Source organism: Streptomyces glaucescens, from assembly GCF_000761215.1.
In the GTDB taxonomy this organism is placed as follows: Bacteria; Actinomycetota; Actinomycetes; order Streptomycetales; family Streptomycetaceae; genus Streptomyces; species Streptomyces glaucescens_B.
In genome coordinates, this window is record NZ_CP009438.1 from 5,896,158 (window position 1) to 5,922,749 (window position 26,592).

The 26,592-nt window shown below is 74.7% G+C and carries 24 protein-coding genes; 10 read left to right on the forward strand and 14 right to left on the reverse strand.

From position 1 onward, the window contains the following. Positions 1–22: 22 nt before the first annotated feature. From SGLAU_RS25500 to SGLAU_RS25510, 3 genes are read right to left on the reverse strand one after another with little or no spacing between them, the layout of a single operon-like run. Complete coding sequence (locus SGLAU_RS25500; RefSeq protein ID WP_043504815.1) at positions 23–361, reverse strand: STAS domain-containing protein; 339 nt, start codon at positions 359–361, stop codon at positions 23–25. Then, on the reverse strand, positions 361–1,647 hold the full coding sequence (locus SGLAU_RS25505) for a PP2C family protein-serine/threonine phosphatase (protein WP_043504817.1): 1,287 nt from the start codon (positions 1,645–1,647) through the stop codon (positions 361–363). The genes SGLAU_RS25500 and SGLAU_RS25505 overlap by 1 nt, the downstream gene beginning before the upstream one ends. Then, positions 1,647–2,450 carry an alpha/beta fold hydrolase gene (locus tag SGLAU_RS25510; protein WP_043504819.1) on the reverse strand — a complete coding sequence of 268 codons (804 nt, stop codon included), beginning with the start codon at positions 2,448–2,450 and terminating at the stop codon, positions 1,647–1,649. Before SGLAU_RS25510 ends, SGLAU_RS25505 begins: the two co-directional genes overlap by 1 nt. 361 nt (positions 2,451–2,811) lie before the next feature. Between SGLAU_RS25510 and SGLAU_RS25515 the strand changes: the two genes are divergently transcribed. The 6 genes from SGLAU_RS25515 to SGLAU_RS25540 all read left to right on the forward strand — a co-directional run bounded on the left by SGLAU_RS25515 (position 2,812) and on the right by SGLAU_RS25540 (position 12,052). Beyond that, the gene (locus SGLAU_RS25515; protein ID WP_208868944.1) at positions 2,812–6,924 is read left to right on the forward strand and encodes a SpoIIE family protein phosphatase; all 4,113 of its coding nucleotides are present in this window, start codon (positions 2,812–2,814) and stop codon (positions 6,922–6,924) included. Beyond that, positions 6,924–7,235, forward strand: coding sequence for an STAS domain-containing protein (locus SGLAU_RS25520; RefSeq protein ID WP_043504822.1), 312 nt, complete (start codon positions 6,924–6,926; stop codon positions 7,233–7,235). The genes SGLAU_RS25515 and SGLAU_RS25520 overlap by 1 nt, the downstream gene beginning before the upstream one ends. Positions 7,236–7,314: 79 nt before the next feature. Next, positions 7,315–7,722 (forward strand): STAS domain-containing protein, encoded by a 408-nt coding sequence (locus SGLAU_RS25525; protein ID WP_063838896.1) that lies wholly within the window; start codon positions 7,315–7,317, stop codon positions 7,720–7,722. Positions 7,723–7,821: 99 nt separating this feature from the next. After that, on the forward strand, positions 7,822–8,736 hold the full coding sequence (locus tag SGLAU_RS25530; RefSeq protein WP_244315257.1) for an MEDS domain-containing protein: 915 nt from the start codon (positions 7,822–7,824) through the stop codon (positions 8,734–8,736). A 2-nt stretch (positions 8,737–8,738) separates the two neighbouring features. Continuing rightward, positions 8,739–9,689, forward strand: coding sequence for a sensor histidine kinase (locus tag SGLAU_RS25535; RefSeq protein WP_043507015.1), 951 nt, complete (start codon positions 8,739–8,741; stop codon positions 9,687–9,689). A gap of 143 nt (positions 9,690–9,832) precedes the next feature. Beyond that, positions 9,833–12,052, forward strand: coding sequence for a SpoIIE family protein phosphatase (locus tag SGLAU_RS25540; RefSeq protein WP_078957894.1), 2,220 nt, complete (start codon positions 9,833–9,835; stop codon positions 12,050–12,052). A gap of 125 nt (positions 12,053–12,177) precedes the next feature. Here SGLAU_RS25540 and SGLAU_RS25545 read toward each other — a convergent pair whose 3' ends face one another. The 3 genes from SGLAU_RS25545 to SGLAU_RS35740 form a co-directional block, all read right to left on the reverse strand. Continuing rightward, positions 12,178–13,521: a DUF692 domain-containing protein gene (locus SGLAU_RS25545; protein ID WP_043507018.1), complete on the reverse strand. Its 1,344-nt coding sequence runs from the start codon at positions 13,519–13,521 to the stop codon at positions 12,178–12,180. Between the two features lie 106 nt (positions 13,522–13,627). Next, a complete protein-coding gene (locus tag SGLAU_RS25550; protein ID WP_043507019.1) occupies positions 13,628–14,470 on the reverse strand; it encodes a DUF1206 domain-containing protein in 843 nt (280 codons plus the stop codon). 299 nt (positions 14,471–14,769) lie between these two features. Next, the gene (locus tag SGLAU_RS35740; protein ID WP_167551859.1) at positions 14,770–14,913 is read right to left on the reverse strand and encodes a hypothetical protein; all 144 of its coding nucleotides are present in this window, start codon (positions 14,911–14,913) and stop codon (positions 14,770–14,772) included. A 159-nt stretch (positions 14,914–15,072) separates the two neighbouring features. On the opposite strand from SGLAU_RS35740, the gene SGLAU_RS25555 reads away from it, so the two are divergent. Beyond that, a complete protein-coding gene (locus SGLAU_RS25555; protein ID WP_043504824.1) occupies positions 15,073–15,456 on the forward strand; it encodes a hypothetical protein in 384 nt (127 codons plus the stop codon). A gap of 278 nt (positions 15,457–15,734) precedes the next feature. Here the strand turns inward: SGLAU_RS25555 and SGLAU_RS25560 are convergent, their stop codons facing one another. Continuing rightward, the gene (locus tag SGLAU_RS25560) at positions 15,735–16,505 is read right to left on the reverse strand and encodes a peptidyl-tRNA hydrolase (RefSeq protein ID WP_052413884.1); all 771 of its coding nucleotides are present in this window, start codon (positions 16,503–16,505) and stop codon (positions 15,735–15,737) included. 44 nt (positions 16,506–16,549) lie between these two features. Between SGLAU_RS25560 and SGLAU_RS34560 the strand changes: the two genes are divergently transcribed. Together SGLAU_RS34560 and SGLAU_RS34565 are read left to right on the forward strand one after the other, a co-directional pair. Further along, positions 16,550–17,413 (forward strand): ATP-binding cassette domain-containing protein, encoded by an 864-nt coding sequence (locus SGLAU_RS34560; RefSeq protein WP_043504825.1) that lies wholly within the window; start codon positions 16,550–16,552, stop codon positions 17,411–17,413. Next, a complete protein-coding gene (locus SGLAU_RS34565) occupies positions 17,410–18,081 on the forward strand; it encodes a hypothetical protein (RefSeq protein WP_043504826.1) in 672 nt (223 codons plus the stop codon). The genes SGLAU_RS34560 and SGLAU_RS34565 overlap by 4 nt, the downstream gene beginning before the upstream one ends. On the opposite strand, the gene SGLAU_RS25575 is transcribed toward SGLAU_RS34565, so the two are convergent. The 7 genes from SGLAU_RS25575 to zapE form a co-directional block, all read right to left on the reverse strand. Further along, entirely contained in the window at positions 18,073–18,261 is a 189-nt protein-coding gene (locus SGLAU_RS25575; protein WP_043504828.1) for a hypothetical protein, read from the reverse strand. The genes SGLAU_RS34565 and SGLAU_RS25575 overlap by 9 nt on opposite strands. Before the next feature lie 18 nt (positions 18,262–18,279). Then, positions 18,280–19,122, reverse strand: coding sequence for a polysaccharide deacetylase family protein (locus SGLAU_RS25580; protein WP_043504829.1), 843 nt, complete (start codon positions 19,120–19,122; stop codon positions 18,280–18,282). A gap of 103 nt (positions 19,123–19,225) precedes the next feature. Continuing rightward, complete coding sequence (locus SGLAU_RS25585; RefSeq protein WP_043504830.1) at positions 19,226–20,593, reverse strand: PhoX family protein; 1,368 nt, start codon at positions 20,591–20,593, stop codon at positions 19,226–19,228. A gap of 88 nt (positions 20,594–20,681) precedes the next feature. Beyond that, complete coding sequence (locus tag SGLAU_RS25590; RefSeq protein ID WP_078957895.1) at positions 20,682–21,617, reverse strand: slipin family protein; 936 nt, start codon at positions 21,615–21,617, stop codon at positions 20,682–20,684. Positions 21,618–21,774: 157 nt separating this feature from the next. Further along, positions 21,775–23,235: a SulP family inorganic anion transporter gene (locus SGLAU_RS25595; RefSeq protein WP_043504831.1), complete on the reverse strand. Its 1,461-nt coding sequence runs from the start codon at positions 23,233–23,235 to the stop codon at positions 21,775–21,777. A gap of 8 nt (positions 23,236–23,243) precedes the next feature. Beyond that, the gene (locus SGLAU_RS25600; protein WP_043504833.1) at positions 23,244–23,825 is read right to left on the reverse strand and encodes a carbonic anhydrase; all 582 of its coding nucleotides are present in this window, start codon (positions 23,823–23,825) and stop codon (positions 23,244–23,246) included. Positions 23,826–24,500: 675 nt separating this feature from the next. Then, positions 24,501–25,625: a cell division protein ZapE gene (zapE, locus tag SGLAU_RS25605; RefSeq protein ID WP_208868945.1), complete on the reverse strand. Its 1,125-nt coding sequence runs from the start codon at positions 25,623–25,625 to the stop codon at positions 24,501–24,503. Between the two features lie 181 nt (positions 25,626–25,806). Between zapE and SGLAU_RS25610 the strand changes: the two genes are divergently transcribed. Then, positions 25,807–26,574, forward strand: a complete 768-nt coding sequence (locus SGLAU_RS25610; protein ID WP_043504835.1) for a pyrimidine reductase family protein — start codon at positions 25,807–25,809, stop codon at positions 26,572–26,574. Positions 26,575–26,592 lie beyond the last annotated feature (18 nt).

Sequence of the window (26,592 nt, forward strand, 5' to 3'; positions counted from 1 at the left end):
TCCGCGTCCCCGGATCCCCGCGTCAGAACCGGTCCGCCGCCTCGCTGCCGGGGAGCAGGGCGAAGACCTGGTCGAGGCCGACGATGCGCAGGACGCGCAGGGTGTGGTCCGGTACGGCGGCGAGCGCGAAGCCGGCCCCGGCGTCCTCGGCCCGGGCACGGGCGGCGATCAGGGCGGTGATGCCGCTGGAGTCGCAGTAGGTCATGCCGGCCAGGTCCAGGACGAGGCGCCGGCCCGGCCCGAGGACGAGCGTGGGGAGCAGGACCCGCAGCCGGGTGGCGCTCGCGTAGTCCAGGTCGCCGGTGATCTCCAGGACGGGGCCGGTGGCCGTGTCCCGGGTGGTGATGTCGAGAGTGCTCATCATGTGCGGTTCGTTGCCGGGTCCGGTGCGGGGACGCCGAGGGCGAGCAGGGCGGTGTCGTCGTCCAGGCCGTCGCCGAAGCCGGTCAGCAGGCGGGTCAGGGCCTGGACAAGCGCGTGCGGGCCCGAGCCCGCGTGCGCGGTGGCGAAGGCGAGCAGGGCGTCGTCCCCGTACAGGCTGTCCCGGCTCTCGCCCGTGCGCGCCTCGGTCAGGCCGTCGGTGTACAGCAGGAGGGTGTCTCCGGGGCACAGGACGATGCCGGCGGCCGTGAAGCGCGCGTCGGGCAGGGCGCCGACGAGGAAGCCGCCGGGGGTGGGCACGAAGGCGGCGGTGCCGTCGCCGCGCAGGACCAGGGCCGGTGGGTGGCCGCCCGAGGCGAGGTGGACGGCGACCCGTCCGGTCACCGGGTCGGGTTCGACGGTGCCGAATATCGCGGTGCAGTAGCGCGGGTCACCGCTGCCGGTGTACCGCTCGTGGAGCACCTTGTTCAGCGTGGTGAGGACGGAGACGGGGCCGGGGTCGTGCAGGGCGGCGGCGCGCAGGGTGTAGCGGGTCAGTGAGGTGACCGCGGCGGCCTGCGGGCCCTTGCCGCACACGTCGCCGAGGAAGAACCCGAAGCGCTTGCCGTCGATGGGGAAGACGTCGTAGAAGTCGCCGCCGAGCCGGTCGGGCGAGGCGGTGTGGTAGTGGGCCGCCGTCTCCATTCCCGGCACCGGCGGCAGGGCGTCGGGCAGCAGGGCCTGCTGGAGCACCGCGAGCGCTTCCTGGAGCCGGGCGCGGTCGGCCTCGGCCTGCCGGCGCGCCTCCTCGGCCGCCCTCCGGCCGCGCAGCAGTTCCTGCTCGTAGGCGCGGCGGTCGCGGGCGTCGAAGAGGGTGGTGCGGATCAGCAGCGGCTCGCCGGTGCTGCCGTGCTTGACCACGGAGGAGACGAGTACGGGCATGCGGCCGCCGTCGGCCTGCCGGATCTCCAGGGCGATGCCGCCGATCTCGCCCTGCATCCGCAGCAGGGGCGCGAAGTGCGTCTCGTGGTAGAGCCTGCCGCCCACGGTCAGCAGGTCGGTGAACCGCATCCGGCCCACGACCTCGTCCCGCTTCCGGCCGAGCCAGCCCAGCAGCGTGGCGTTGATCTTGGCGACGGTGCCGTCCATCAGGGTGGACAGGTAGCCGCACGGCGCGCTCTCGTACAGCTCCTCCGCGCTGTCCTCCAGCAGCGCGGCGAACGCGGCTCCGGGCCACTGGTCGTCACCGGTGCCGTGGGGTTCGGGCTGCTGCCCGATGCGGCACATCACGGCAGGTCTGCCAGGAACCGGGTGATCGCCTCGTTGGTGGCCTCGGGAGCGGACATGTGCGGGCAGTGCCCGGTCGCGTCGAGCGTGACGAGCACCGAGCCGGGGATCGACCGGTGCACGAAGGCGCCGACCTCCCTCGGTGCGATGGCGTCGTCCGTGCAGTCCAGCACGAGCGTGGGCACCCGCACCCGCTCCAGGTCGGCCCGCGAGTCCGACAGGAACGTGGTCCGGGCGAACACCCGGGCCATGTCCGGGTCGGTGGCGCAGAAGCTGTTCTTCAGCTCCTCGCCCAGTTCGGGTTGGTCGGCGTTGCCCATGATGACCGGCGCCATCACCGCCGACCAGCCCAGGTAGTTCGACTCCAGCGCGTCCAGCAGCTCGTCGATGTCCTGGGCGCTGAACCCGCCCCGGTAGCCCTCGTCGTCGATGTAGCGCGGCGACGGGGCGACCATCACCAGCGCGCCGATGCGCTCCGCGGCCGCGTCGGCGGCCAGCACCCCGATCATGGCGCTCACGGAGTGCCCCACGAACACCGCGTCGCGCAGGTCGAGCGCCTCGCAGATCTCGACCACGTCCCGCGCGTAGCCGTCCAGGGACGCGTACCGCTGCGGGTCGAACGCTGCCGGATCGGAACGGCCGGACCCCACGTAGTCGAAGAGCACCACCCGGTGGTCCTCGACCAGCGCGGGCAGCGTCAGCCGCCACATGTTCTGGTCACAGCCGAACCCGTGCGCCAGCACCACCGGCCGCCCCTGCGGATTGCCGGCCACGGTCACGTTGTTGCGGCGTCGGATGTCCATGCCGGCCAGTCTCTCAGGCTCCCGCGGTGCTCCGCCCCGCACCCCGGGCCGCCTCCATTAACGTAGGAGGCCGCGACGGACCGCGGCAGACCACCGACGTGCCGCGACGGATCCGTCCCAGCCGTGATGACGGAGCGTGTGCCGGGGCGGACCGGACGGGGCCGTCACCCACGCGGGGGCGGGCGGGACGTCCCCGGGCGTGGGGCGGCGATCCCGGGGCAGTCAGGCATGGGTACCGGGTTCGAGGGCCCCGGACGCGTGTGGTGTGCTGTGGGGCACGCAGGGGTGGACGGTATGAGGGGAAGGGTGTGGCGTGACGCGTGCCGAGGAGGTTGGACACAGGCCGCCGACGGCAGACGACGTGTTCGCCGCGGACCGCGAGGTCGGCGGCGACCTCGCCGGGGTGGACTGGGCGGCCACACCTCTCGGCCCCCCGCAGGGGTGGCCGCAGAGTCTGCGGACGGCCGTCAGCATCCTGTTGTCCTCCCGCTTCCCCATGTGGATGGCCTGGGGCGAGCAGCTGACCTTCTTCTGCAACGCCGCCTACCGGCGCGACACGCTCGGCCGCAAGTACCCGTGGGCGCTGGGCCGGCCCGCGAGCGAGGTGTGGGCGGAGATCTGGGCCGACATCGGCCCGCGCATCGAAACCGTGCTCAGCACCGGCGAGGCCACCTGGGACGAGGGGCTGCTGCTGTTCCTGGAGCGCTCCGGCTACACCGAGGAGACGTACCACACCTTCTCCTACAGCCCACTGCGGGACGACTCCGGTGACGTGGTCGGGATGCTCTGCGTGGTCACCGAGGAAACCGAACGTGTGATCGGCGAGCGGCGGATGGCCACACTGCGGGACCTCGGTTCCGACCCGACGGTGATCCGCACCGAACAGGAGGTGCTGGCCTTCGCCGACCGGCAGCTGGCCGGCAACCGGCAGGACCTCCCCTTCACCCTGACCTACCTGTTCGACGGGGACACCGCCCGGCTGGCCGGCGCGACCGGCATTCCCGCCGGTCACCCCGCCGCACCGGCCGCCCTCCCGGTCGGCGCCCCGGACGGCGTGTGGCCCGTCGCGGCCCTGGCCGCGGGCGAGGCGGCACTCGTGCCGCTCGAAGGCGACGCCTTCGGCGCCCTGCCGTGCGGTGACTGGCCCGAACCGCCCACGCAGGCACTGGTCGTCCCGCTGCTCCAGCAGGGCAGCGCGCCGTACGGGTTCCTCGTGGCGGCCCTGAACCGGTACCGCGTCCTCGACGAGGCGTACCGGGGCTTCATCGAGCTGACCGCCGGACACGTCGCCTCGGGCATCGGCAGCGCCCGCAGCTACGAGGCGCAGCAGCGGCGCGCGGAGGAACTGGCCGAGCTGGACCGCGCCAAGACCGCCTTCTTCTCCAACATCAGTCACGAGTTCCGGACGCCGCTGACCCTGATCATGGGTCCGGCCGAGGAACTGCGGGCGCGGCTCGCCGACGCCGACGACCACATACGGCAGGAACTCGACCTCATCCACCGCAACGGTCTGCGGCTGGGCAAGCTCGTCAACACGCTGCTGGACTTCTCCCGCATCGAGGCGGGGCGCATGCAGGCCCGCTACGAGCCGGTCGACCTGGCCGCCGTGACCGCGGAACTGGCCAGCGTCTTCCGCTCCGCCATGGAGAAGGCCGGGCTCGCCTTCGAGGTGGACTGCCCGCCCCTCGGCCAGCCGGTCCACGTCGACCGCGGCATGTGGGAGAAGGTGATCCTGAACCTCCTCAGCAACGCGCTGAAGTTCACCTTCGACGGCGCCGTGCGGCTGAGCGTGCGCGGTGAGCGGACGCACGCCGTGGTCACCGTCGCCGACAGCGGCATCGGCGTGCCGGAGGCGGAGGTGCCCCGGCTGTTCGAGCGGTTCCACCGCATCGAGAACGCCCGCTCCCGCTCGAACGAGGGCAGCGGCATCGGACTGGCCCTGGTGCAGGAGCTGGTCGCGCTGCACGGCGGCACGATCACGGCCGAGAGCACCGAGGGAGAGGGCACCGCCTTCACCATCCGGATGCCCTTCGGCACCGCACACCTGGCCCCCGGCTCCGTGGTGGCCGAGACGGGCGGCACCACGACCTCCGCGACCGCCGACCCCTATGTGCAGGAAGCCCTGCGGTGGCTGCCGGACGGCGACACCGGCACCGCCGCCGACTCGGTCGTCCCCGCCGAGGCGAACGTCACCGCGTCCGGTTCCGGGCCCGCCGCCCCCGCCCGGGTACTGGTCGCCGACGACAACGCCGACATGCGGGAGTACCTGACCCGCATCCTGTCCATGACCGGGTACGAGGTCACCGCCGTCACCGACGGCGTCGAAGCCCTCCAGGCCATCCGCCGCGACGCCCCCGACCTCGTCGTCAGCGACGTCATGATGCCCCGGCTCGACGGGCTGGAGCTCCTGGCGAGGCTGCGCGGCGACACGCGTACGGCCTCGGTCCCCGTGCTGCTGCTGTCGGCGAGGGCCGGACAGGAGGCGTCGATCGAGGGGCTGCAGGCGGGCGCCGACGACTACCTGGTCAAGCCGTTCGCCGCCGCCGAGTTCCTCGCCCGCGTGCGGGCGAACGTCGAGCTGGCCCGGCTGCGCAGCCACCACCTGCGGTGGCGTACCGCGCTCATCGACTCCCTCCAGGAGGCGTTCTTCGTCTGCGACGAGTCCGGAGCCGTCGTGGAGATCAACGCCGCCTTCACCGACATCCTCGGCTACGGCCCCGAGGACCTGCCGTACGCGCCGGTCCACCCGTGGTGGCCGGACGGCGGCGCCGATCCCGAGGCGCACCGCCTGGTCGGGGACGCCTTCGAGGATCTGCTCCAGCGTGACCAGGGCTCGTACACCGTGCCCGTCACCCACCGCGACGGGCACCGGCTGTGGGTCGCCGTCACCTTCAACAAGGCCCAGGACCCCGAGACCGGCCGCCGGGTCACCGTCGGCACCTTCCGCGACGTCACCGCCGAGCACTACGCCGTCCAGCGCGAGATGGCCCTGGCCGCGCTGAGCACGACCCTCTCCCGCGCCGTCAGCCTGCCCGAGGCGCTGTCCGGCGCCCTCGCCGAACTGAAGAACGTGTGGCGCGCCCGGAGCGTCGTGGCCGCCGTCTTCGACCGCACCGACACACCGGCCCTCACCGCCACCGAGACCGGCCTGCGGTGGGAGGACCTGCCCCCCGGGCGCCGGGAGGCGCTGACGGCACTCAGGCAGCGGTCGGCCCTCACCCCGGTCGCGTCGGAGACCGGCGCCGGGATCCTGCTGGAGCACCCCGAGGGCCCGCTGGCGCTGTGGGTGGACCTCGGCGAGCAGCGGCCCTTCACCTCCGAGGACCAGCTCCTGCTGTCGCTGCTGGCCGGACACCTCGCGCAGGGCCTGGTCCGGGCGCACCAGATCGACCAGCAGCGGGAGACCGCGATCGCGCTGCAGCGCGCCATCCTCGGCCCGGCCCAGCTCCCCGACGGCTTCGCCGTGCGCTACGAACCGGCCACCCGCCCGCTGGAGGTGGGCGGCGACTGGTACGACACGGTCGTCCTGCCCGACGGGCGGATCGGAATCGTCGTCGGCGACTGCGTCGGGCGGGGACTGGAGGCGGCCAGTGTGATGGGGCAGCTGCGCAGTGCCTGCCGCGCGCTGCTGCTGCAGGACCCCAGCCCCTCCCGGGCGCTGATGGCCCTCGACCAGTTCGCCGCCAGTGTCCCGGGCGCCGCGTGCACCACCGTCTTCTGCGGCGTCCTCGACCCCGGCACCGGGCAGCTCACCTACTCCAGCGCCGGACACCCGCCGGGCATCACCGCGCACCCCGACGGCACGACCCGGCTGCTGGACGAGGGACGTTCCCTGCCGCTGGCCGTACGGCCGGGCCGGGAGCGCCCGGAGGCCCACTGCACCCTGGGCGCGCGGGCCACGCTGCTGCTGTACACCGACGGACTCGTCGAACGCCGCCGGCGCCCCCTCAGCGCCGGCATCGACCAGGCGAGCGAAGCCGTCCAGGAGGGCCGCAACGAGCCCGTCGACGATCTCGCCAACGACGTCATGGCGAGGCTCGCGCCGGCCGGCGGGTACGACGACGACGTGGCGCTGCTGCTCTACCGTCATCCGGCACCGCTGGAAATGTCCTTCCCGGCCGAGTCGTCCCAGCTCGCGCCGGTGCGCAAGGCGCTGCGCAGCTGGCTCGACCAGTGCGACCTGCCGCCGAACACGGTGCAGAACGTCCTCGTGGCGGCCGGGGAGGCGTGTGCCAACGCCATCGAGCACGGCCACCGGAACGCCCCGGGGGAGGCCGTCCGGCTGCGCGCCGAGGCCCTCGTCGACAACCTCCGCCTGACGGTCGCCGACAGCGGCCGCTGGAAGACGCCCCAGCCCGAGCTCAACACCCACCGAGGCCGTGGCGTGGCCCTCATGCGGGCCATGATGCAGCAGGTCACCATCACTCCCGGCCCGTCCGGCACGACCGTCGACATGCAGATGAGGATCGCCTGATGACCACCCCGCTCACCCTCACCCCCGGCCTGCGCCCGGACGGCACGCCCCGCCTCGCGGTCAGCGGTGAGATCGACATGAGCAACGCCGGCATCCTGGCGGAGGCACTGGACGGCGGTTCCGGCCCCCTGGTCCTGGACCTGACCGCGGTGGAGTACCTCGACAGCGCCGGTCTGAGCGTGCTCTTCGCCCACGCCGACCGGCTCGAACTGATCGTCACGCCCCTGCTGGAGCCCGTCCTCACCGTCTCCGGCCTCGCCTCCCTGGCCAGGGTCCGCGGCCTCGGCCCGAAGGACGCGCCGAGACAGTGACCGGGCGGACGGCGGGCTCTGCGGGCCCACGGCCCCCTGCATACAATCCTGTGGTGTCCAAGCCTCCAGGCCGGGAGTGATGACCAACGTGACTGACACCCTCCAGCTGACCGTCCGGTACGCCGGTGACCGTACGGCCGTCGTCAGCGTCGCCGGGGACGTGGACCTGCACACGGCCTCCACCCTCCGGGAGCAGGCCCTGGCCGTCGTGGCAGAAGGTGTCCCGCATCTCGTCCTGGACCTGGCCGAGGTCGACTTCGTCGATTCCACCGGTCTCAGCACCCTCATCAGGGTGCTCCAGGCGACGCAGGCGGCCGACGGCTCGCTCCGCCTGGCCGACGTCCCGGACCGCCTCGTCCGGATGGTCACCATGACCGGCATCTCCCAGCTGATGCCCGTCCACACCACGGTCGCCGACGCGCTGGCCGCGCAGCACGCCGACGGCACTCCCGACCGTGTCGGCGGGGGCGGCGCAACGGCCGGCTGACGCCACCGCCCCGACCCCGGCGCCCGCCGCTCCCCGCACGGAACCGGCCCCGGACGGCCCGGGCCCCACGGCAGCCCCCTCCGGTAGGATGTGTCGGACATGCGTGTGGTCACCCGAGCCGGGTCGGAGAAGGGGGAGCTGATGCACGGCGCGTCCCCGACCCCCGGCTCCGGTACCGCTGCCGCCCGGCACGTGGCGGTGGCGTACTCGAGCGACGGCGAGTGGGCGGACCACCTCGTCGCCTTCGTGCGGGCGGGCCTCGACGGCGACGAACAGGTGCAGTACTTCGCGGACGCCACCGACCCCGGCCTCGTGACGCGCACGCTGGCCGAGCACGGCGTGGACGCCGAGTCCGCTGTGCGGCGCGGACAACTCGTGGTGGCCACCGCCGACGAGACGTATCTGTCCGGAGCCCGCTTCGACCCGGACGCGATGATCGGGCTGTGGCAGGAGGCCGTGGACGCCGCGGCCGCCGGGGGCTTCCGCGCGCTGCGGGCGATCGGTGAGATGTCCTGGGGCTCGCGGGACGTGGCGGGCGCCGAGCGCCTGCTGGAGTACGAGCTGCGCATCCACCACGAGGTGTTCGAACGGCTGCCCCTGACGGCGTGGTGCTTCTACGACCGGCGCCTGGTGCCCCAGGAGGACTTCCGGTCGCTGACGCAGGCGCATCTGACGCGCTCGGGAGCCACCGCACACGACGACGCGCCGGGACTGTCGGTCGCGCCCCTGGCGGCCCCGCCCGGCTTCCGGCTCGCCGGAGCGGCCGGCTACGAGACCCGCCGCGCCACCGCCTCGGCGGCCGCCGCGATCGCCGCGTCCCCGGCAGGGCCCGTCACCGTCGACCTGTCGGTCCTCGGCCACCTCGACGTCGCGGCGCTCGCCGAGATGTCGACCGCGGCACGACGCCGGCCCTCGTTCTCCCCCGTGCGCCTGCTGGGGGCCCCGCCCGCCCTGCACCGCATGCTGGAGCTCTTCCCGGAACTGGGTGAGGGCCTGGAGGTGGCCGGCCGGTGACCATGTACGCCCACCGCTCCTCCGCCTCCGCGGAGGGCCAGTCGGCCTTCCACCACCCTGCCCTCTTCTACAGCTCGGAGGACGACTACCTGAAGGGTGTCGGGGCCTTCGTCCGCACGGCCGCGGCCCGTGGCCGCCCCGTCCTGGTGGCCGTGCCCGGTGAACGCCTGACGTCGCTGCGCGACGCCGTGGGCGCCGAGACGCAGGAGTGCACCTGGGTCGACATGCGGCAGGCCGGCCGCAACCCGGGCCGCATCCTGTCGATGCTCCAGGAGTTCGCCGACCGGCACGCGGACCGGCACCCGGCCATCGTCGGCGAGCCGATCTGGGTGGGGCGCACCCCCGCGGAGACACGCGAGGCGACCCGCCACGAGGCGTTGATCAACCTGGCGTTCGCCGGGCGGCCCGCCGCGATCCTGTGCCCGTACGACACCGCCCTGCCCGACCGGGTCCTGGCCGAGGCGCACCGGACGCATCCCGTGATCGGCGGCCCCGGTGACCTCCGGCCCAGCCCGCGCTACGCGGACCCGCACACGGTGTGCCGCGACTGCGACGCACCCCTGCCCGAACCGGCGGACCCGGTCGTCCTGGACTTCCGGGAGGGGGACCTCGGCGCCGTACGCGACGCCGTCGGGCACTGGGCCGAGCAGGCGGGCCTGTCACCGCGCCGGCGCACCGACTGGCTGCTGGCCGTCAACGAGGCCACCAGCAACTCGGTCCGCCACGGCGGGGGACAGGGCACCCTGCGGCTGTGGCGCACGGCCGGCACGGTCGTCGCCGAGGCGCGGGACCGCGGGCGGCTCACGGATCCCCTCGTCGGCCGGCGCCGCCCCGATCCGCTGTCCGCGGCCGGCGGCCGGGGCATCTGGATGATGCACCAGCTCTGCGACCTGGTGGAGGTCCGCACACCGTCGTCCGGCCTGGTGCTGCGCCTGCACGTGACGCTGGAGTGAGCGGGCAGTCATGCCCCCGCTCTCCCCGGGCAGGCTGTACCCGGGCTTCTTCGCGCGTACGACCCGTATGCGGCCTTGCCCGGTGCCGTGCGAGATGATGGCCTTCCAGACATTCGCGGCAGGTGGTTCGGCGAGGGGGCGACATGACGACTGAGCCCGAGCGGCGGCTGACGCGTGAGGCCCGCCGGACCGAGGCGACGAGCAGCGACGACAGGGACCTGGCGCTGCTGTTCGGGACGTCGACCGCCCTGTTCGCCTCCCTGGTGGGGCCCGCGCACGTGCTGGAGGCGGCGAACCCGGCCTTCTTCGCGGCCATCGGCGGCGGCCGGCGGGTCCGTACCGGTGTGCCCCTGGCCGAGCTGATGCCCGAGCTGGCCGCCCAGGGCTTCATCGACCTGCTGGACCAGGTGTACCGGTCGGGGGAGCGGCACGTCGGCCGGGACGCCCGCGTCGTCGTCGGCGTCGGCGGTGACGCCCGTGAGGCCTACTTCGACTTCACCTACGAGGCGCGCCGCGACGCCGGCGGCAACGTTATGGGCGTACGGGTGATCGGCGTGGAGACCACGCAGGCCAAGCACGCCCGGCGGCTGGCCGCGGAACAGCGCGCGCTGCTGGAGCAGATCGCCCGCCAGGCGCCGCTGCGCGAGGTCCTGGACGGCATGTGCAGGTCGATCGAGGAACTGGCCCCCGAGGTGATCGTCTCGGTCCTGCTGGCCGACCCGGACGGCCGGCACCTGCGCCACGGCGCGGCCCCGAGCCTGCCGGACTTCTACAACGAGGCCATCGACGGCATCGCCACCGGCGAGGGAGCCGGTTCCTGCGGCACCGCCGCCCACCGGCGCCGCACCGTGATCGTCAGCGACATCGCCACCGATCCGCTGTGGAAGGACTTCCGCGACCTGGCCGGGCAGGCGGGACTCGCCGCCTGCTGGTCCACGCCGATCCTCGCCCGGGACGGCGACCTCCTCGGCACCTTCGCGATGTATCACCGCACGCCGCGCGTGCCACAGGAATCCGACCTGGCGCTGGCCCGGGTCTTCGCCGACACCGCGGCCCTCGCCATCGAGCGTCACCACGCGGAGCAGGCCCGGCTGGCCGCCGACGCGCGGGAGAAGGCGGCCCGGGACGACCTCGCCTTCCTGCTGGCCGCCAGCACCGCCCTGGCCGGACGGCTGGACGAACGGCAGACGCTGGAGCGCCTCGCCGCACTGTGCAGCCCGGTGCTGGCGCCGCTGGCCGCCGTGGACGTCGTGGAGGCCGGGCGGGTGCGCCGGGTCGCGGCGAGCGCCCCCACCGAGGAGGCCCGCGACCTGCTCGCCCGGCACGCCCCCGCCCGCGACGCGCAGGACGACGCCGTCCTGCGGGTCCTGGCGTCGGGTCTGACCGAAGTGGCCCGCCGCACCCCGACGGGGCCCGGCCCCTGGCGCGAGCTCGGCGTCACCGGCTACGTGTGCATTCCCCTCCTGGACCGCGGCCGGGCCTTCGGCGCGCTGACCCTGCTGTCCACCGACGGGCACTCCTTCGACGGCCACCGGATCGCCCTGGCGGAGGAACTGGCCCGCCGGGCCGCCTCGGCCGCCCGCAACGCACGCCAGTACGAGCAGCGCGCGGCCCTCGCCCGCGATCTGCAGACCGGTCTCCTCCTGCCCGACCTGCCCGACATCCCCGGCGCCCAGCTCGCCGCCTTCTACCACCCGGCCGGTGAGGGGCTGGAGATCGGCGGCGACTTCTACGACGTCTTCGCCCGCGGCGACGGCAGCTGGGCCTTCATCCTCGGCGACGTCTGCGGGCGCGGCGCCCGGGCGGCGACCACCACCGCGCTGGTCCGCCACACCGCTCGCGCCGTGGCCTCCCTCCTGGACGACCCCGTCGACGTCGTCAAGGCCGTCGACAAGGCCCTGAACGAGCGCTACAGCCAGCAGAACAACGGCTTCGTCACCCTCGTCTACGGTCACCTCGCGCCGACAGGGGACGGACTCGCCGTGCACCTCGTCCGGGCCGGCCACACGCTCCCCCTGCTGCGGGACGCCGACCACAGGGTCGACGCGGTCGACGCGTCCGGCGGGCTGCTCGGCATAGGCATCCCGCCCAGACTCGCCGCCCGCCGGCTCACCCTCGGTCCGGGCGCGAGCCTGCTCCTCTACACCGACGGCCTCACCGAGTGCCGGGCCGACGACACCGAACAGTACGGCGACGTACGCCTGGCCAAGGCCCTGGCCGCGGCGCCGCGCGGGTCGAGTGCGGCGGACATCGTCCGGACCATCGCGGAGGACGTCCGCGGCTTCGTCGACGGGGTCGACATGGAGGACGACCAGGCGGCACTGGTCATCACCGCCGGCCCTCCGGAGCCCGGCCGCGACTGACCCCGCGTCACGGACGCCGGGGTGCGGCACATAGCACCGCCACCGCCGCCACGGCCGACGACGACGGTGGCCGGGGACCGCCAGAGCCGCCCGCGCCGCGCCGCGGTCCGCGGCGTCCGCGCCGGTCAGCGGCCGAGCAGCACCCGGCGGGCGCCCCGGGCCAGCCGGACGGCCGGACGCGACGAGTACGGCACAGGTCCCGACCGCTCCCGCCACCACGTCCGCACCTCCCGCCGCACCCGGGCCTCCAGCCGGCCCGAGCGCAGCAGGTGCTCGGCGAACTCCAGGGCGTCGCGCCGGTAGCCGCCGGTCATCGGACGGCCGTGGGCGTACGCCAGGAACTCGGGCCGGTACGCGTCCCCGAGCAGGCCCGGCAGCTCCGGCGCCACCTTCGCCACGATCCCCGCCCGCTTCCCGGCCAGCGCCCGCGCCTGCACGGCGAGCCGCGCCCGGTCGAACCCCTCCGGCGCGGGCGTCCCCGCGACGAGCGCGGACAGCAGGGCGGTCTGAGCGAGACCGAGCCGCTCACGGGCGGGACCGGCCGTACCGGGCACCGGGTCCGCGACCGCCCCGGTTCCGGGCCGGGCGGGCTCGCGGGACGAGGACCCCGCATCCTCCGGCACCGGGGCCGAGGCCGCCCGCGCCCGGCCCTCCCGCAGTGCCTCCCGGATCGCCGTCAGCTCACCCTCCAGCTCCGCCGGCCCGGGGAAGTTCTCGTCCCGCTCCAGCAGCACGCCCGGCGGCCGGACCCGTGAGGCGAGGTCGGCCAGGATGCCGAGGACCGGACGCGGAACGGGGTGGGCGTGGCTGTCGTGCCAGACGCCGTCCCGCTCGAAACCGCCCGCGACATGGACGTACGCGATGGCCTCCAGGGGCAGCTCGGCGAGCGCCTCGGCCGGGTCCTCGCCGCGGTTGACGTGGTTGGTGTACAGGTTCGCCACGTCGATCAGCAGCCGTACGCCCGTGCGGTCCGCCAGCTCGTACAGGAACTGGCCCTCCGTCATCTCCTCGCCCGGCCAGGAGATCAGCGCCGCGATGTTCTCCACCGCCAGCGGCACCGGCAGCGCGTCCTGCGCGATCCGCACGTTCTCGCACAGCACGTCCAGCGCGTCCCGGGTGCGCGGCACCGGCAGCAGGTGACCCGCCTCCAGAGACGGCGAGGCGGTCAGCGGCCCGCCCGCGCGGACGAACGCGATGTGCTCGGTGACCAGCGGCGAACCCAGCGCCCCGGCGCGCTCGGCCAGCGCCGTGAGCCGGGCCGGGTCCGGCCGGTCCGCCCCGCCGAGGCCCAGGGAGACACCGTGCGGCACGACGGTCACCCCGCGCTCGCGCAGCCGCCGCAGCGAGTCCGGCAGGTGGCCGGGGCACACGTTCTCGGCGACGACCTCCACCCAGTCGACGCCCGGCATCGCCTCGACCGCGTCCGCGATCTCCGGCCGCCACCCGATCCCCGTCCCGAGTCGCTCCACGCCCCCCACCTCCAGGTGCTCCGTACGGTGTGCAGGGGGTATGGCCCCGCGGTCACCGGCCGAACCCCGGCGCGCGCACCTTCAGAGCAACATTTGAGGTTTCGCCTCACACCCGGCGGTAGCGGGCCAGCGCCACGGAGAACAGACCGAAGACGGCCAGGCCGAGCGCCACCGCAGCCAGCAGCCAGGGCCCCGCCGGGGTGCCCGCGAGAGCCCGCAGGGTACCGTCCAGGCCCTTGGCCTTCCCGGCGTCGTAGTCCCAAGCGGCGGTCACCACGAAGACGCCGGCCGCCGCGTAGACCAGACCGCGCGCCACTCCGCCGGTGACCCCCAGGACGTCCACGACCCGCCGGGCCCGCCGGGACATCCGCGCCCTCTCCAGGTGCTTGTGGAACGTGCGCCGGGCCGCGCGCACCCCGATCCCCACGCCGATCCCCAGCACGACGAGTCCCGCGAGACCCACCAGCCAGCGGCCGAGCGGCAGTTCGAGGGCGCGCGCGGTGAGGTCCCGCGACGTCGCGTCGCTGCCCTCGCTGTTCTCGGAGGAGGTCACGAACGTCAGCACGGAGAACGCCGCGAACCCGTAGAAGACGCAGCGCCCGGCGTTCAGAGCCCGCTTGGACGCCTTGTGGCCGCCCGGTCCGGACGCCCCGAACAGGGCCTCGGACAGCCGCCACACCGCCATGCCGACCAGGCCGATGCCGATCGCCCACACCAGTGCCTCACCGAACGGCCGGCGGACCAGTTCCTGCACGGCGCCGCTGCTGTCCGCCTCCCTGGAACCGCCGCTCCCGGTGGCGATGCGCAGCGCCAGCACACCGATCAGCAGGTACAGCGCGCCGCGTGCCGCCAGACCCCAGCGGGCGCCGGTGCCGACGACCGGGCCGTTCGCCGCGCGGCGCGCCCGGGCGGCCCCGGTGCCGCGCGCCGGGTGACGGCGCGTTCTCATCCAGCCGCGTATCGCGGACGGTCCGGTCGCCATGGCGCTGCCCTCCTGTCGTCGACCCGCCCGGCGGTGTGCGATGCCGGCACGGGCCCGGATGCCCGGGGCGGCGCCGGATATGCGCCGGCCGCCACCCGCCCCCGGCGACCCGCGGGGGCGGGCGGGGGCGGACACGGCGCGGGCCGCCGCCCCGGACGAAAACGGGGCGGCGGCCCGCCACCGGCCGCGCGTCACCTCCCGCGGCCGGACCGCTCCTCGCGCATCCCGCGGCCGGATCGCCTCCCGCGAGCGGTGCGGGAGGGCGTTCACCGGCGGCGCAGCCTGCCGAGGAGCGTGCGGGCCTGCGCCCGGGTGCGGGGGTCCGACGCGGCGCGCCGGGCCGACGCGATGGCCCGTCGCCCCTGAGGGCTGCGGCTGTACTCCTTGAGACGGTTCAGTATGCCGGGCATGACACCTCCGTGAATGCGGTGCGGGGAGAGCGACTTGCCTCCTTTCCGCCCGTCTACCCCCGCGCCGCGGAAGGACGCCGGGGACGCGCGACCCCGGCCCCGCGGCGGGCGGCGCCGGGCGTCGCGTTTGCCCGCGGCGGATGCGGTAAGCCGCATCCCATGGCCAACACACAGGAGCAGGAGAGCAAGACGGAACGCGCCGCCCGTACGGCGAAGACGGCCGCGTCGAAGGCGGGGGAGAAGGCCGCGTCGTCCGGCAACGCCGCCTCGCGGGCGGCCCGGTCGGCGTCCGCCGGCGGCAACCGGGCGCTCAACACCGCGGGCACGGCGCTCGCGAGCACCCGGGACACCGTGGTCTCGGCCGCGGGCCAGGTGGCCTCGGTCGCCACGACGGCCTGGGCGGTCGTCAAGAACCGCAAGCTGATCGCCGCCGGGGCCGCGACGGGGGTGACGGCCCTCGCCACCGCGTCCTTCGTGGCCGGCCGCCTCGTCGAGCGCAGCGGGCAGGGGCCGATCACCCGGTGGACCGGCGGGCGCATCTGACGGTGCGGATCCCGCCGTCACCACGGGCCCTGGCAGGCTGCAGGCAGCCGTACCGGTGCGGTACGCACCGCGCGACGGCCCGCCCGCGGCCTGCCCGGAGTCCCCGATGAACGGGCACGCCCGGCCCCGCGCACCCGGCCGGCACCGCGGTGCGCCGCGCCGCTGTCACGCGGTCTGACGCGGCGGTGCCCCGGACGGGGTGACGGCAGCGCCCGCACCCGGTCGCCCGGGCGCACCTGCCCGGTGCGCGACCGGGCCGCCGCCCGCCCGCCCCGGTCCTACGGCCGGTGTCCGGGCCGCAGGGGGCACACGTGGCTGCCACCCTCGGCCACGACCGTCGGCCCGGGGGCGATCTCCGTGAAGCCCGCGTCGCGCACCACCGGCAGTCCGCCGGCCAGCAGTCGCTGCCAGCGCGCGGGTCCGGCGGTGCGTACGGCGAGCGGGAAACCGGCGTCGCGCCAGGCCGCGCGCTCCTCGCCGGACAGCTCCCACCAGGCCAGTTGAGCGCCGTGCCCGGCCTGCGCCATGGCCTTCCCCGCGGACATCTCCACGCCGGGGTTCAGCCACAGCACCGGCGCGCCCGGATCTTCCGCGGCCGGCGGCTCGGGGTCGTCGAGTTCGGTCCCGGACACCTGGAGCCTCGCCAGTTCCCTCGGCCAGCCGTCCAGCGGCACCGGCGGGAACACCCGCACCTCCGCCGCCTTGCCGGTGACCGTGATCCCGGGCAGCTCCCGAGCCCGGCGCCACTCGGCGCCGCGTGCCCGCCGCACCACCTTGCGGATCCGGGCGTCCTCCCAGTCCCGGACGGCCCGGGCCCATTCGCCGTCCCCCTGCGACCGCTCGTCGGACAGCATCACCAGCACCGCGCGGGCCGCCGTCTCCAGTGCGTCGGTGCGGGCCGGGGGCGCGGCCCGTTCGATCCGTACGACCAGGGGCAGCACGAACTGCGGAGCCTCGTCGCGGCCGGAGCGGGCGGACCGGAAGGGGCTGCCCGCGGAAGGGGCGGGGCCGGGAACGGCCGGGTCGGGAACGGAGGCATCCTGTGTCACGTCCTTCAGTCTGCCAGGCGGGAGATCGGCGGAAGAGGCGCGCGGTGGGGCGGGAACGGCGACTTGAGGGGGTGGGCCGCCGCTACGGGGCGCGCGGACCCTGGGTGCTGCGGGGAGTCGGCCTGTCCGTGCCGCCCGGTGCCCTGATCCGCGTGGAGGGCGCCAACGGCACCGGCAAGTCGACCCTCCTGCGCCTGCTCGCGGGCCTGGACGCGCCCACCGAGGGCCGGGTCACCGGCCGGCCGCGCACCGCCTACGTCCCCGAGCGCTTCCCGGGGGCCCTGCCGTTCACCCCGGCCGGCTACCTCCGGCACCTGGGCGCCGTGCACGGCCTGTCCCGCGCACGGGCCGCCCGCGCCGCCGACGTCTGGCTGGAGCGTTTCGGCGCCGCCGCGCACGCCCGCACACCCATGCGGCGGCTGTCGAAGGGCAGCAGCCAGAAGGTGGCCGTCGCGCAGGCGCTGCTCGCCGATCCGGAGCTGCTCGTGCTGGACGAGGCGTGGACCGGCCTGGACGCCGCGGCCCGCGCCGAGCTGGAACGGGCGGTCGCCGAGCGGACGGCGGACGGGGGCGCCGTCGTCTTCGTCGACCACGATCCGCGGCGGCTGGCCGGTGCGCCCGTCGCCGTCCACGTCGTCCGCGACGGCGCCCTGCACCGCCGTACCGGACAGCCGGCCCCGGCGCCCGGCCCGCGGGCCACCGTCGAGGTGCAGGGACCGCCCGGCGCGGCGCTGCCCGCCGGCGTCCTGCGGCTGGCCGCCTCGGCCGCCGAGACGGCCCCGGGCCGGCACCGGCTCTCCGTCCCCGCCACCCGTTCCGACGTCGTGCTGCGCGCGCTGCTGACGGCGGCCCCGCCCTGGCACGTCGTCTCGGTGCGCCCCCCCGCCGACCCGGAAAGTCCTCGATGACCGCCCTGCTCCGCTACCAGGCCGCGCTGTTGTTCCGCTCGCAGCGGTGGCTGCCGCCGTTCGTCCTCCACGCCGCCCTGCTGGCGGTGAGCGTGCGGGGCGGGCAGCCGGTGCTGGACTCGCTCGGCTACGCGGCCGCCGCGCTGCTGCCCGTCGCCGCCTGGCTCACCCGCGTCTGCGCCGAAGGCGAACCCGCCCCGGCGCGGGCCTGCGCCGCGGCCGCGGCCGGGCCGGCGCGGGCGCATTTGGCGTGCCTGCTGGTGGCGCTCGCCGCCGCGGCGGCCCTCGGCGTCCTGGCGGCCCTCGTGGTGACGTTGATCAGCGACCCGGCGAGCGCCGACGGGCGGACGCGGGTGGACCGGCCGTCGGCCGCGGCCGCGGGGCTGCTCGCCGCGCTGGTCTGCGCCGCGGTCGGCACCGCCGTCGGCGCGCTCACCGCCCGGCCGGTGCTGCGCTCGACCGGCCGGGCGGTGCCCGCGCTGCTGCTGGGGGTCCTGCTGGCGCTGGTGCTGACCGGTTCCCCGGCGAACGCGGCGGTCACCGGCCTGGTCACCGGCTCACGCTCGGGCGCCGTCCCGTTCCCGCTGCTGCCGCCGGCCGGGGCGGCGCTGCTCGCGGCGGCGGCGGCCGCCGTGGCCTGCGCGCTCGCCTCCCGGCGGTCAGCCTGAGCAGGAGGTGCGCTGTGCCTCCTGCCACTCGCAGACCGGGCAGAGGGTGATCCCCTTGTACGACTCGGGGTACTCCGTCGGCTCCCGGCACAGCACGCACTCCGCGTACGGCGGTCCGTCCGCCCTGGGGGGCCTGGTCGCGTCGATCAGGCAGTAGTCGTTGACCTCGGCCTCGCTCATACCCCCAGCGTAGAGCGGTCAGCGCGGTGCGGACCCGATCAGCTCCGACACCTTCACGAAGCGGTAGCCCCGGCGGCGCAGCTCGGGCACGATCGTGCGGATCGCCCGCTCGGTCGCCGGCGCCGCGCTGCGCGTGCAGTGCAGGACGACCACCGAGCCGGGCCGCACGCCGCGGAGCACCTGCCGGGAGACGGCGCCGGCGTCCGTCGCGAAGGCGTCGCCGCCGACCACGTCCCACTGCACGGCGGTGACGCCGGTGCCGCTGAGCGCGCGCAGGGCGCGGCGGTCGTAGCAGCCGCCGGGGAAGCGGAAGTACGGCTTGGCCTCGGGCACGCCGGCCGCGCGGAAGGCGGCGTACGCCCGTGTCACGTCCGCCCGCATCCGCTCCTCGGCGACGGTCGGCAGGCCGTAGCAGTCGTCGGTGAAGGCGTAGTGGCTGTAGGAGTGGTTGGCGACCTCGAACAGGGGGTCGCGGCCGATGGAGCGGGCCTCGGCCGGGTACTCCTCGGCCCAGCGGCCGGTCATGAAGACGGTGGCCGGCACCTTCAGCGTGCGCAGCGTGGTGATCAGCTCGGGGTGGTCGAACCGTTCGCCGGCCGCCGCTCTCGGCCCCTGGTCGGCGGTCATGTCGGCGTCGAAGGTGAGCGCGACGGTCCTGTCGGCCTGCGACCGGGGGCCGTGGTGGAAGACCGGGGTCAGTCCGCCGGGACCGGGCGCCAGTGTGGGCGGCCGGGTCGGTGCGGGGCCGGCGGGGGCGGGCGGGGTGGCCCGGGAGCCGGCACGGGGGTTCCCGGGGCCGCACGCGGCGAGTGCGGCACCGAGCGCACAGACGGCGGCGATACGTCGTACGAGAAGGATCATCGTATGAACGTAAAGGGGTGAAGCGGGCGAACCGGACCCGCGCCGCCGTCCGTGCGCTCAGCGACCGCCGGAAGTCACCCGGCCGGACCGCCGGGACCGGACGCTACCCGCGCCAGGGCCCCGTCACGGCGAACGTCGTGCCGGGCGTGTAGCAGTTGACGTACATCGTCCGGCCGTCGGGGGAGAAGGCGACGCCCGCGAACTCCCCCCACTCCGGCTCCTCCTCGGTGCCGATGTTCTGGCGGTTGCGCGCCATCTCGTACACCTCCCCCTTGCGGGTGACGCCGAAGACGTGCTGCGCCCCGTTGCCGTCCTCGCAGACCATGAGGCCACCGCTGGGCGCGAGGCAGATGTTGTCCGGGGACTCGCCGGGCAGCCGGACATCGGTGTCCGGGCCGAAGACGACGACCAGGGTGAGGTGCCGCCGGTCCGGGGTGTAGCGCCAGATCTGCCCGAAGTGGTCGGCGGCCGACCCCTCCTCGCTGCGGGCGTACGACGACACGAAGTACACGCTGCGCCCGCCCCAGTAGCAGCCCTCCAGCTTCTGCGCGCGGGTGACGCCCTTCCGGCCGTAGTCCTGGAGGCGGACCGAGGTCTGCTCGGCCAGCGGGTCGGGGACGTCCACCCACTCGACACCGTCGAAGCAGGCGCCCGGTTCCTGGACGGCCGACAGGTCGGGCACGCCCGGCACCCGCATCGCCTGGAGGCGTCCGCCCGCGCGCAGCGCGCCGGTGCCGCCGAGCGGCTTGTTCGGCAGGAAGCGGTAGAACAGGCCGAAGGGCTGGACGAAGGCGTCCTCGGTCTCGTAGACGATGCCGTTCCTCGGGTCGACGGCGACCGCCTCGTGCTGGAAGCGGCCCATCGCGGTCAGCGGAACCGCCCCGGTGCGGCGCGGGTCGGCCGGGTCCACCTCGAAGATGAACCCGTGGTCCTTGGCGTAGCCGTTGGTGCCCGCCCGGTCCTCGGTCTCCTCGCAGGTCAGCCAGGTGCCCCAGGGGGTCGGTCCGCCCGAGCAGTTGACGGCCGTGCCGGCGACGGCGACCCGCTCGGAGAGGACGTTGCCGCGGGCGTCCAGGGTGAGGGCCGTACAGCCGCCCTTGCCCGCCGGGTCGTACGTCAGGCCGTCGACCGTGGGGACCCCGAGGCGGGCCGTCGCGCGGTTCTCGTGGTTGCGGACCAGGTGGACCCGGCCGCCGCGGCCGGGCAGCGCGGCCATGCCGTCGTGGTGGGAGGGCACCCTGCCCTCGCCGGAGCGCAGCGGGTCGCCCTCGCGGGACAGCACCTTGTAGCGGAAGCCCTCCGGCAGGTCGAGCAGGCCGTCGGGGTCGGGGACGAGCGGGCCGTAGCCGGTGTGGCCCATGTGCTGGGCGGCGGCCGTGCCCGCGAACAGCTCGGAGACGGCTCCGGTGAACGCGATGCCCACGGCGAGGGCGCCGGTGCGGGCGAGGGCCTGACGGCGGGACACAGACATGGATGAACCTTCCTGCTGGCGGACAGGACAGTCGATCCGCTGTGTCTACCATCTACCGTGCGTCACGGGAACAACACGCGGAGCACCTTCATAGGCCCACCGCCGGCGGAGGGGCCGGTTCCGGGGTCGGTCGCGCGGCCCGGCCGGTGGTCCGTTCGGCGGGCGTCCGTTCACCGGGCTGTGCGCCGGTCCGCTCGGTGAGCTGCGCGGTGGTCCGCTCCGGTGCCCGTTCCGCACCGGTCTCCCCGCTGCCGTCCGCCTCCTGGTCCCGGCCCCGCTCCAGGAAGCGCAGCAGCTCCACCGGGATGGGCAGCACCAGCGTGGAGTTCTTCTCCGCCGCCACCGCCATCACCGTCTGGAGCAGCCGCAGCTGGAGCGCCGAGGGCGCGTCGGCCATCTGGTGGGCGGCCTCGGCCAGCTTCTTCGACGCCTGCAGCTCCGCGTCGGCGTTGATGATCCGGGCCCGCCGCTCACGGTCCGCCTCGGCCTGCCGGGCCATCGAGCGCTTCATGGTCTCCGGCAGCGACACGTCCTTGATCTCCACCCGGTCGACCTGGACGCCCCAGCCGACGGCAGGGCTGTCGATCATCAGCTCCAGGCCCTGATTGAGCTTCTCGCGGTTGGAGAGCAGGTCGTCGAGGTCGCTCTTGCCGATGATCGAGCGCAGCGAGGTCTGCGCCATCTGCGACACGGCGAACTTGTAGTCCTCGACCTTGATCAGCGCGCTCGGCGCGTCGACGACCTTGAAGTACACCACCGCGTCGACCCGCACGGTCACGTTGTCGCGGGTGATGCCCTCCTGGGCCGGTACGGGCATCGTGACGATCTGCAGATTGACCTTGTGCAGCCGGTCGACGAACGGAACGATCAGGGTGAAGCCCGGGCCGCGCACCCCGTCCAGGAGCCGGCCCAGCCGGAAGACCACCCCGCGTTCGTACTGCTTCACGATCCGCGCCGCCGCCGCGACGTACACCACGCCCGCGCAGCCGACCGCCGCAGCCGCCCCCAGCAGCTCCTCCATCATGGCGACCCCCTCGTCCAGAGGCCCGGGATGTCCGATGGTGCCACGATATGCCCGACCCCCGGTCCAGGGCCATGGCGGGCCCCGGACCGGAGGCCGGGCGAGCCGGCGGCCGGGTGAGCGGGTGGGACGGCGGCCGGGCGAGCCGGCGGCCGGGCGCTCAGGCGGCCATGGTCAGCTTCACCGGTTCGATGCCGCTGTGACTGTGCCGCTCGGCCCAGCTTTCCAGCGCCGTACGGCAGGCGTGGTCGAGGTGGTGCAGACCCGACAGGTCGAGCTCCACCGGGCGGTCCTGGGGCAGCGACTCCAGACTGCCGAGGATCTTCGGCAGCCGCAGGAACGTCGCGTTGCCCGACAGGCACGCCTGGACCGGGCCGGCGCCCTTGTCGACGACCTCCAGCCTGACGTGCGAGGCCTCCCAGGCGGTCTTGACGACCGACAGGGCGATACCGACGAGAACGCCCTCGAACATGTTCACCGCCACGATCGACACCGCGGTGACCACGAGGATCAGCGCCTCGCCCCGGTGCCCCCGCCACAGCGCGGCGAGCTGGCGGAAGGGGATCAGCTTCCAGCCCGCGTGGACCAGGACACCGGCCAGCGCGGGCAGCGGTATCAGGGCCAGCGCGGACGGCAGCAGCGCCGCGAACAGCAGCAGCCAGACGCCGTGCAGCACCCGGGACGCCTTGGTCCTCGCGCCCGCCGCCACGTTCGCCGAGCTGCGCACGATCACCGCGGTCATCGGCAGCGCGCCCAGCGCGCCGCACACCGTGTTGCCCGCGCCCTGAGCCATCAGCTCCTTGTCGTACTGGGTGCGCGGACCGTCGTGCAGCCGGTCCACGGCCGCCGCGCTGAACAGGGACTCGGCGGACGCGATGAGCGTGAAGGCCAGGACGGTGCCGAGCAGCGCCGGGCTCGCCAGCTCGCCGAAGGCGTCGAGGCCGGGCGGCTGGACGGAGTCCAGCAGGCCGTTCACCTCGACCGTCGCCACCGGAAGGCCGAGCGCCAGGGAGGCGACGGTCGCCAGGAGCACCGCGGCGAGCGCGCCGGGCACCGTCCTGGCCGCCCTGCCCGGCAGCTTCTTCCAGCCGACCAGCACCGCGACGGTGCCCGCGCCGACCGCCAGCGAGGCCAGCGCGTCGGTGCTGCCGAAGGCGTCGACGGCGGCTCCGGGCAGCCCGAGGATCTTGTCGACACCGGAGGCCGGCGCTTCCAGCCCCGCCGCCGCGTAGAGCTGCCCGGCGATGATGACCAGGCCGATACCGGCCAGCATGCCCTCGACGACCGAGAGGGAGATCGCCCGGAAGTAGCGCCCCAGCCTCAGAGCGCCCATCACGAGCTGGAGCAGTCCGGCCACGAGCACGATCACGCCGAGCGCGGGCAGCCCGAACTCCCGCACCGCCTCGAAGACCAGCACGGTCAGCCCGGCCGCGGGGCCGGACACCTGGAGGCTGCTGCCGGGCAGCAGGCCGGTGACGATGCCGCCGACGATGCCGGTGATCAGACCGAGTTCGGCGGGCACGCCGGAGGCGACGGCCACGCCGACGCACAGCGGCAGCGCGACCAGGAAGACGACGAGGGAGGCGGCGAAGTCCTGCCTGAGATACGGGTTCTTGGTCATGGCGGGACTCACAGCGCCTCGAACGCGTCGCTGTCCGCGCGGTGTTCGCGGACCCGGCCGGTGTGCACCTCGTAGTACCAGCCGCGCAGCCGGAGCCGGCCGTCCGCCAGCCGCCGCTCCACGCACGGGTAGGACCGCAGCCGCAGCAGCTGGGACAGCACGTGGTGCTGCACCGCCTCGGCGACCTCGGGGTCCGCCGGGTCGGTGGCCCTCGGCTCGCCGGCGGCGTGCGCCAGCCAGTTCCGCACGGCGGGCACGGTGGCGAGGTCGTCGCCGCGCACCAGCGCGCCGACGGCACCGCAGTGGGAGTGCCCGCAGACCACGATGTCCTGGACGCCGAGGACCTCCACGGCGTACTCGATGGTGGCCGCCTCGCCGGTGGGGGTGCCGGAGGCGTACGGGGGCACGATGTTGCCCGCGGTGCGCAGCTCGAACAGCTGGCCGGGACGGGCGCCCGTGATCAGGGCCGGGACGACCCGGGAGTCGGAACAGGTGATGAACAGGACCTCGGGGGACTGGCCTGCCGCGAGGTCGGCGAACTCCTCAGGGCGCTGTCCGAACGTGCGGGCGTTGTCGATGAGGGGCTGCATGGTGTGGTGACTCCTCCTGGCGCGCCGCGGGGGCGCGTCGGGTGTACATGACAGAGGTGTGTGGGGGGTCGCTCTGCCGGATCAGCAGCGGAACACCTGGAGTGCGGCCGGAGGGTGGGATCTGGAGGGTCTCGACGCGTGGTCGCGCACGACGCTGGGCGCGGGCGTGTCGAGTCCGGCGCCTGGTTGCGGGTCCCGGGGCGGGAGCGGCCGTCCGGCCGTCCCGGGCGTGGACCCGGTGGTGCGGTGACGTTCGCCGTGGGGCGGGGGACCGGTCGGGTCCCCGCAGGACGGACCGGCGTGCGGAGCGGGCGGCTGGGCCGCCGGCGCCGTGGCGTAGGGGGTCGTCCCGGTCGGGGTGCCACCGGTGACGGGGTGATCCGTGTACGCGTGTGCGAACGATGGGGAAACGGCAAGGAAGTAAAGGATGAGCAGCACGGCGGCGAAGTACCGCAGTGCGGTCCGTGCCGTCGCAGCTCGGAACATACGTTCCCTTCCGCCGAGTTCACGCCTCTAGTCCGGACCAACAGTTGGTCAACGGTTGGTCAAGAAACACGTTAACCCTGCAAAGTCGTTTGCAGGGTTAACGCGATGTTTCCAGCGGGAGAGAGCCCTAAAAGTGGGGGGTGTTTGGCCGGAAGCTGATCTTGATCATGACATAGTGCCCCGGCAGGCCTACGGGGCTTCTCCCGGTGTCACCAGGCGCTTGGCGTCACGGGCCAGCGCGGTCAGGCGGGAGATCGCCCGGAAGTACTTCTTCCGGTATCCGCCCTCCAGCATCTCCTCGCTGAACAGCCGGTCGAACGGCAGTCCGGAGGCGAGCACCGGGACCTCGCGGTCGTAGAGCCGGTCCGCCAGGACGACGAGCCGCAGGGCGGTCGACTGGTCGGGCACCGGCCGGACCCCGGTGAGGCAGACCGCCTTCAGCCCGTCCGTGAGCGCGCCGTAGCGGCTCGGGTGCACGCGGGCCAGATGGTCCAGCAGCCGCGGGAAGTCGTCCAGGGAGGCGCCCTCGGTGGCGTGCGCCGTCTTCGTCACCTGCTCGTCGGAGAACAGGGCCGGGGCCTCCGGCAGACCGCGGTGGCGGTAGTCCTCGCCGTCGATGCGCAAGGTGCGGAAGTGCGCGGACAGACCCTGGATCTCGCGCAGGAAGTCGGCCGCCGCGAAACGGCCCTCGCCCAGCTTGCCCGGCAGGGTGTTGGACGTCGCGGCGAGCGCGACACCCGCCTCGACCAGCTTGCCCAGCAGCGTCGACACCAGGACCGTGTCGCCCGGGTCGTCCAGCTCGAACTCGTCGATGCACAGCAGGCGGTGTCCGGACAGCGTCCGCACCGTCTGCTGGAAACCGAGGGCGCCGACGAGGTTCGTCAGCTCCACGAACGTGCCGAAGGCCTTCAGGGCGGGCTCGGCGGGGGTGGCGTGCCAGAGGGAGGCCAGCAGGTGGGTCTTGCCCACGCCGTAGCCGCCGTCGAGGTACACGCCCCGGGGGCCGGCCGGGGCCTTCGGGGCCTTCGCCCTGCCGAAGCCGAGGAAGCCGCGCCGGACCGTGCCCTTCCCGCTGGCGTGCGCGCCGCCGAGGCCTGCCGCGAAGGACTCCAGGACGCCGACGGCCTCGGTCTGGCTGGGCTGGTTGGGGTCCGGGATGTACGTGCCGAAACGGACCGCGTCGAACCGGGGCGGAGGGACCATCTCCGCGACGAGGCGCTCCGCGGGGACGTGGGGTTCGCGGGCGCACAGGGAGAGGGGCGCCGCCGGGTCGGCTATCGGCGGGCGGTCGGCGGGGGCGGGGGTGCTGGACACGGTCATCCATGCTACGGGGTGTCTCGGGGCGCCCACCCGGGCACCGTCTGCGGTGATCGTGCGGGCGCGGCTCGGCCGGCGGGCGGTCTTCCCGGCGTGGGGCGGTTCGCCCGGCCCGCCGGGCGCCGGGTGGCTCGCCCGGACACGTTCCGTATCGCTCTGGCGTGGAACACTGCACCGCATGCGACGCCTGTTCCCTGTGGCCGCCGAGGCCGACGACCGTGAGTGGAGCCTTGCCGAGCTGGCGGAGGCCTATGCCTATCCCGAGCCGGGGCCGGGGGAGCCGGCGGCCTGGCTGCGGGCCAACATGGTGTCCACCCTGGACGGGGCCGCACAGCACGACGGGCGGTCCCAGCCCATCTCCAGCGCGGCCGACATGCGGATCTTCGGCACGCTGCGCGCGCTGGCCGATGTGGTGGTGGTCGGTGCTGAAACGGTCCGCCAGGAGGGGTACCGGCCGGCCAAGGCCCGCGCGGACTTCGCGGAGCTGCGCGAGGCGGCCGGGCAGGGCCCGGCCCCCGCCATCGCCGTGGTCTCCGCCGGTCTGGAGCTGGACTTCTCGCTTCCGCTGTTCACCTCGCCGCTGGTGCCCACCCTGGTGCTGACCGGCGCCTCGGCCGCCCCCGACCGGATCGCCGCGGCCGAGAAGGCCGGCGCCCGGGTGGTGGTCGCCGGTGACGGGATGGGCGTGGAGCCCGCCCGCGCGGTGCGGGCGCTCGCCGAACTGGGGCACACCCGGCTGCTCACCGAGGGCGGTCCGCGCCTGCTGGGGCAGCTCGTGGCGGCCGGGGTGCTGGACGAGCTGTGCCTGACCGTCTCGCCGATGCTCACCGCGGGCGACGCCCAGCGGATCGCGGGCGGCCCGGGGGTGGCCGTGCCGCAGCAGTACGCCCTGGTGTCACTGCTGGAGGAGGCGGGGTTCCTCTTCTCCCGCTACCGCCGGTCGTGAGCGCGATGGGCTCAGTCG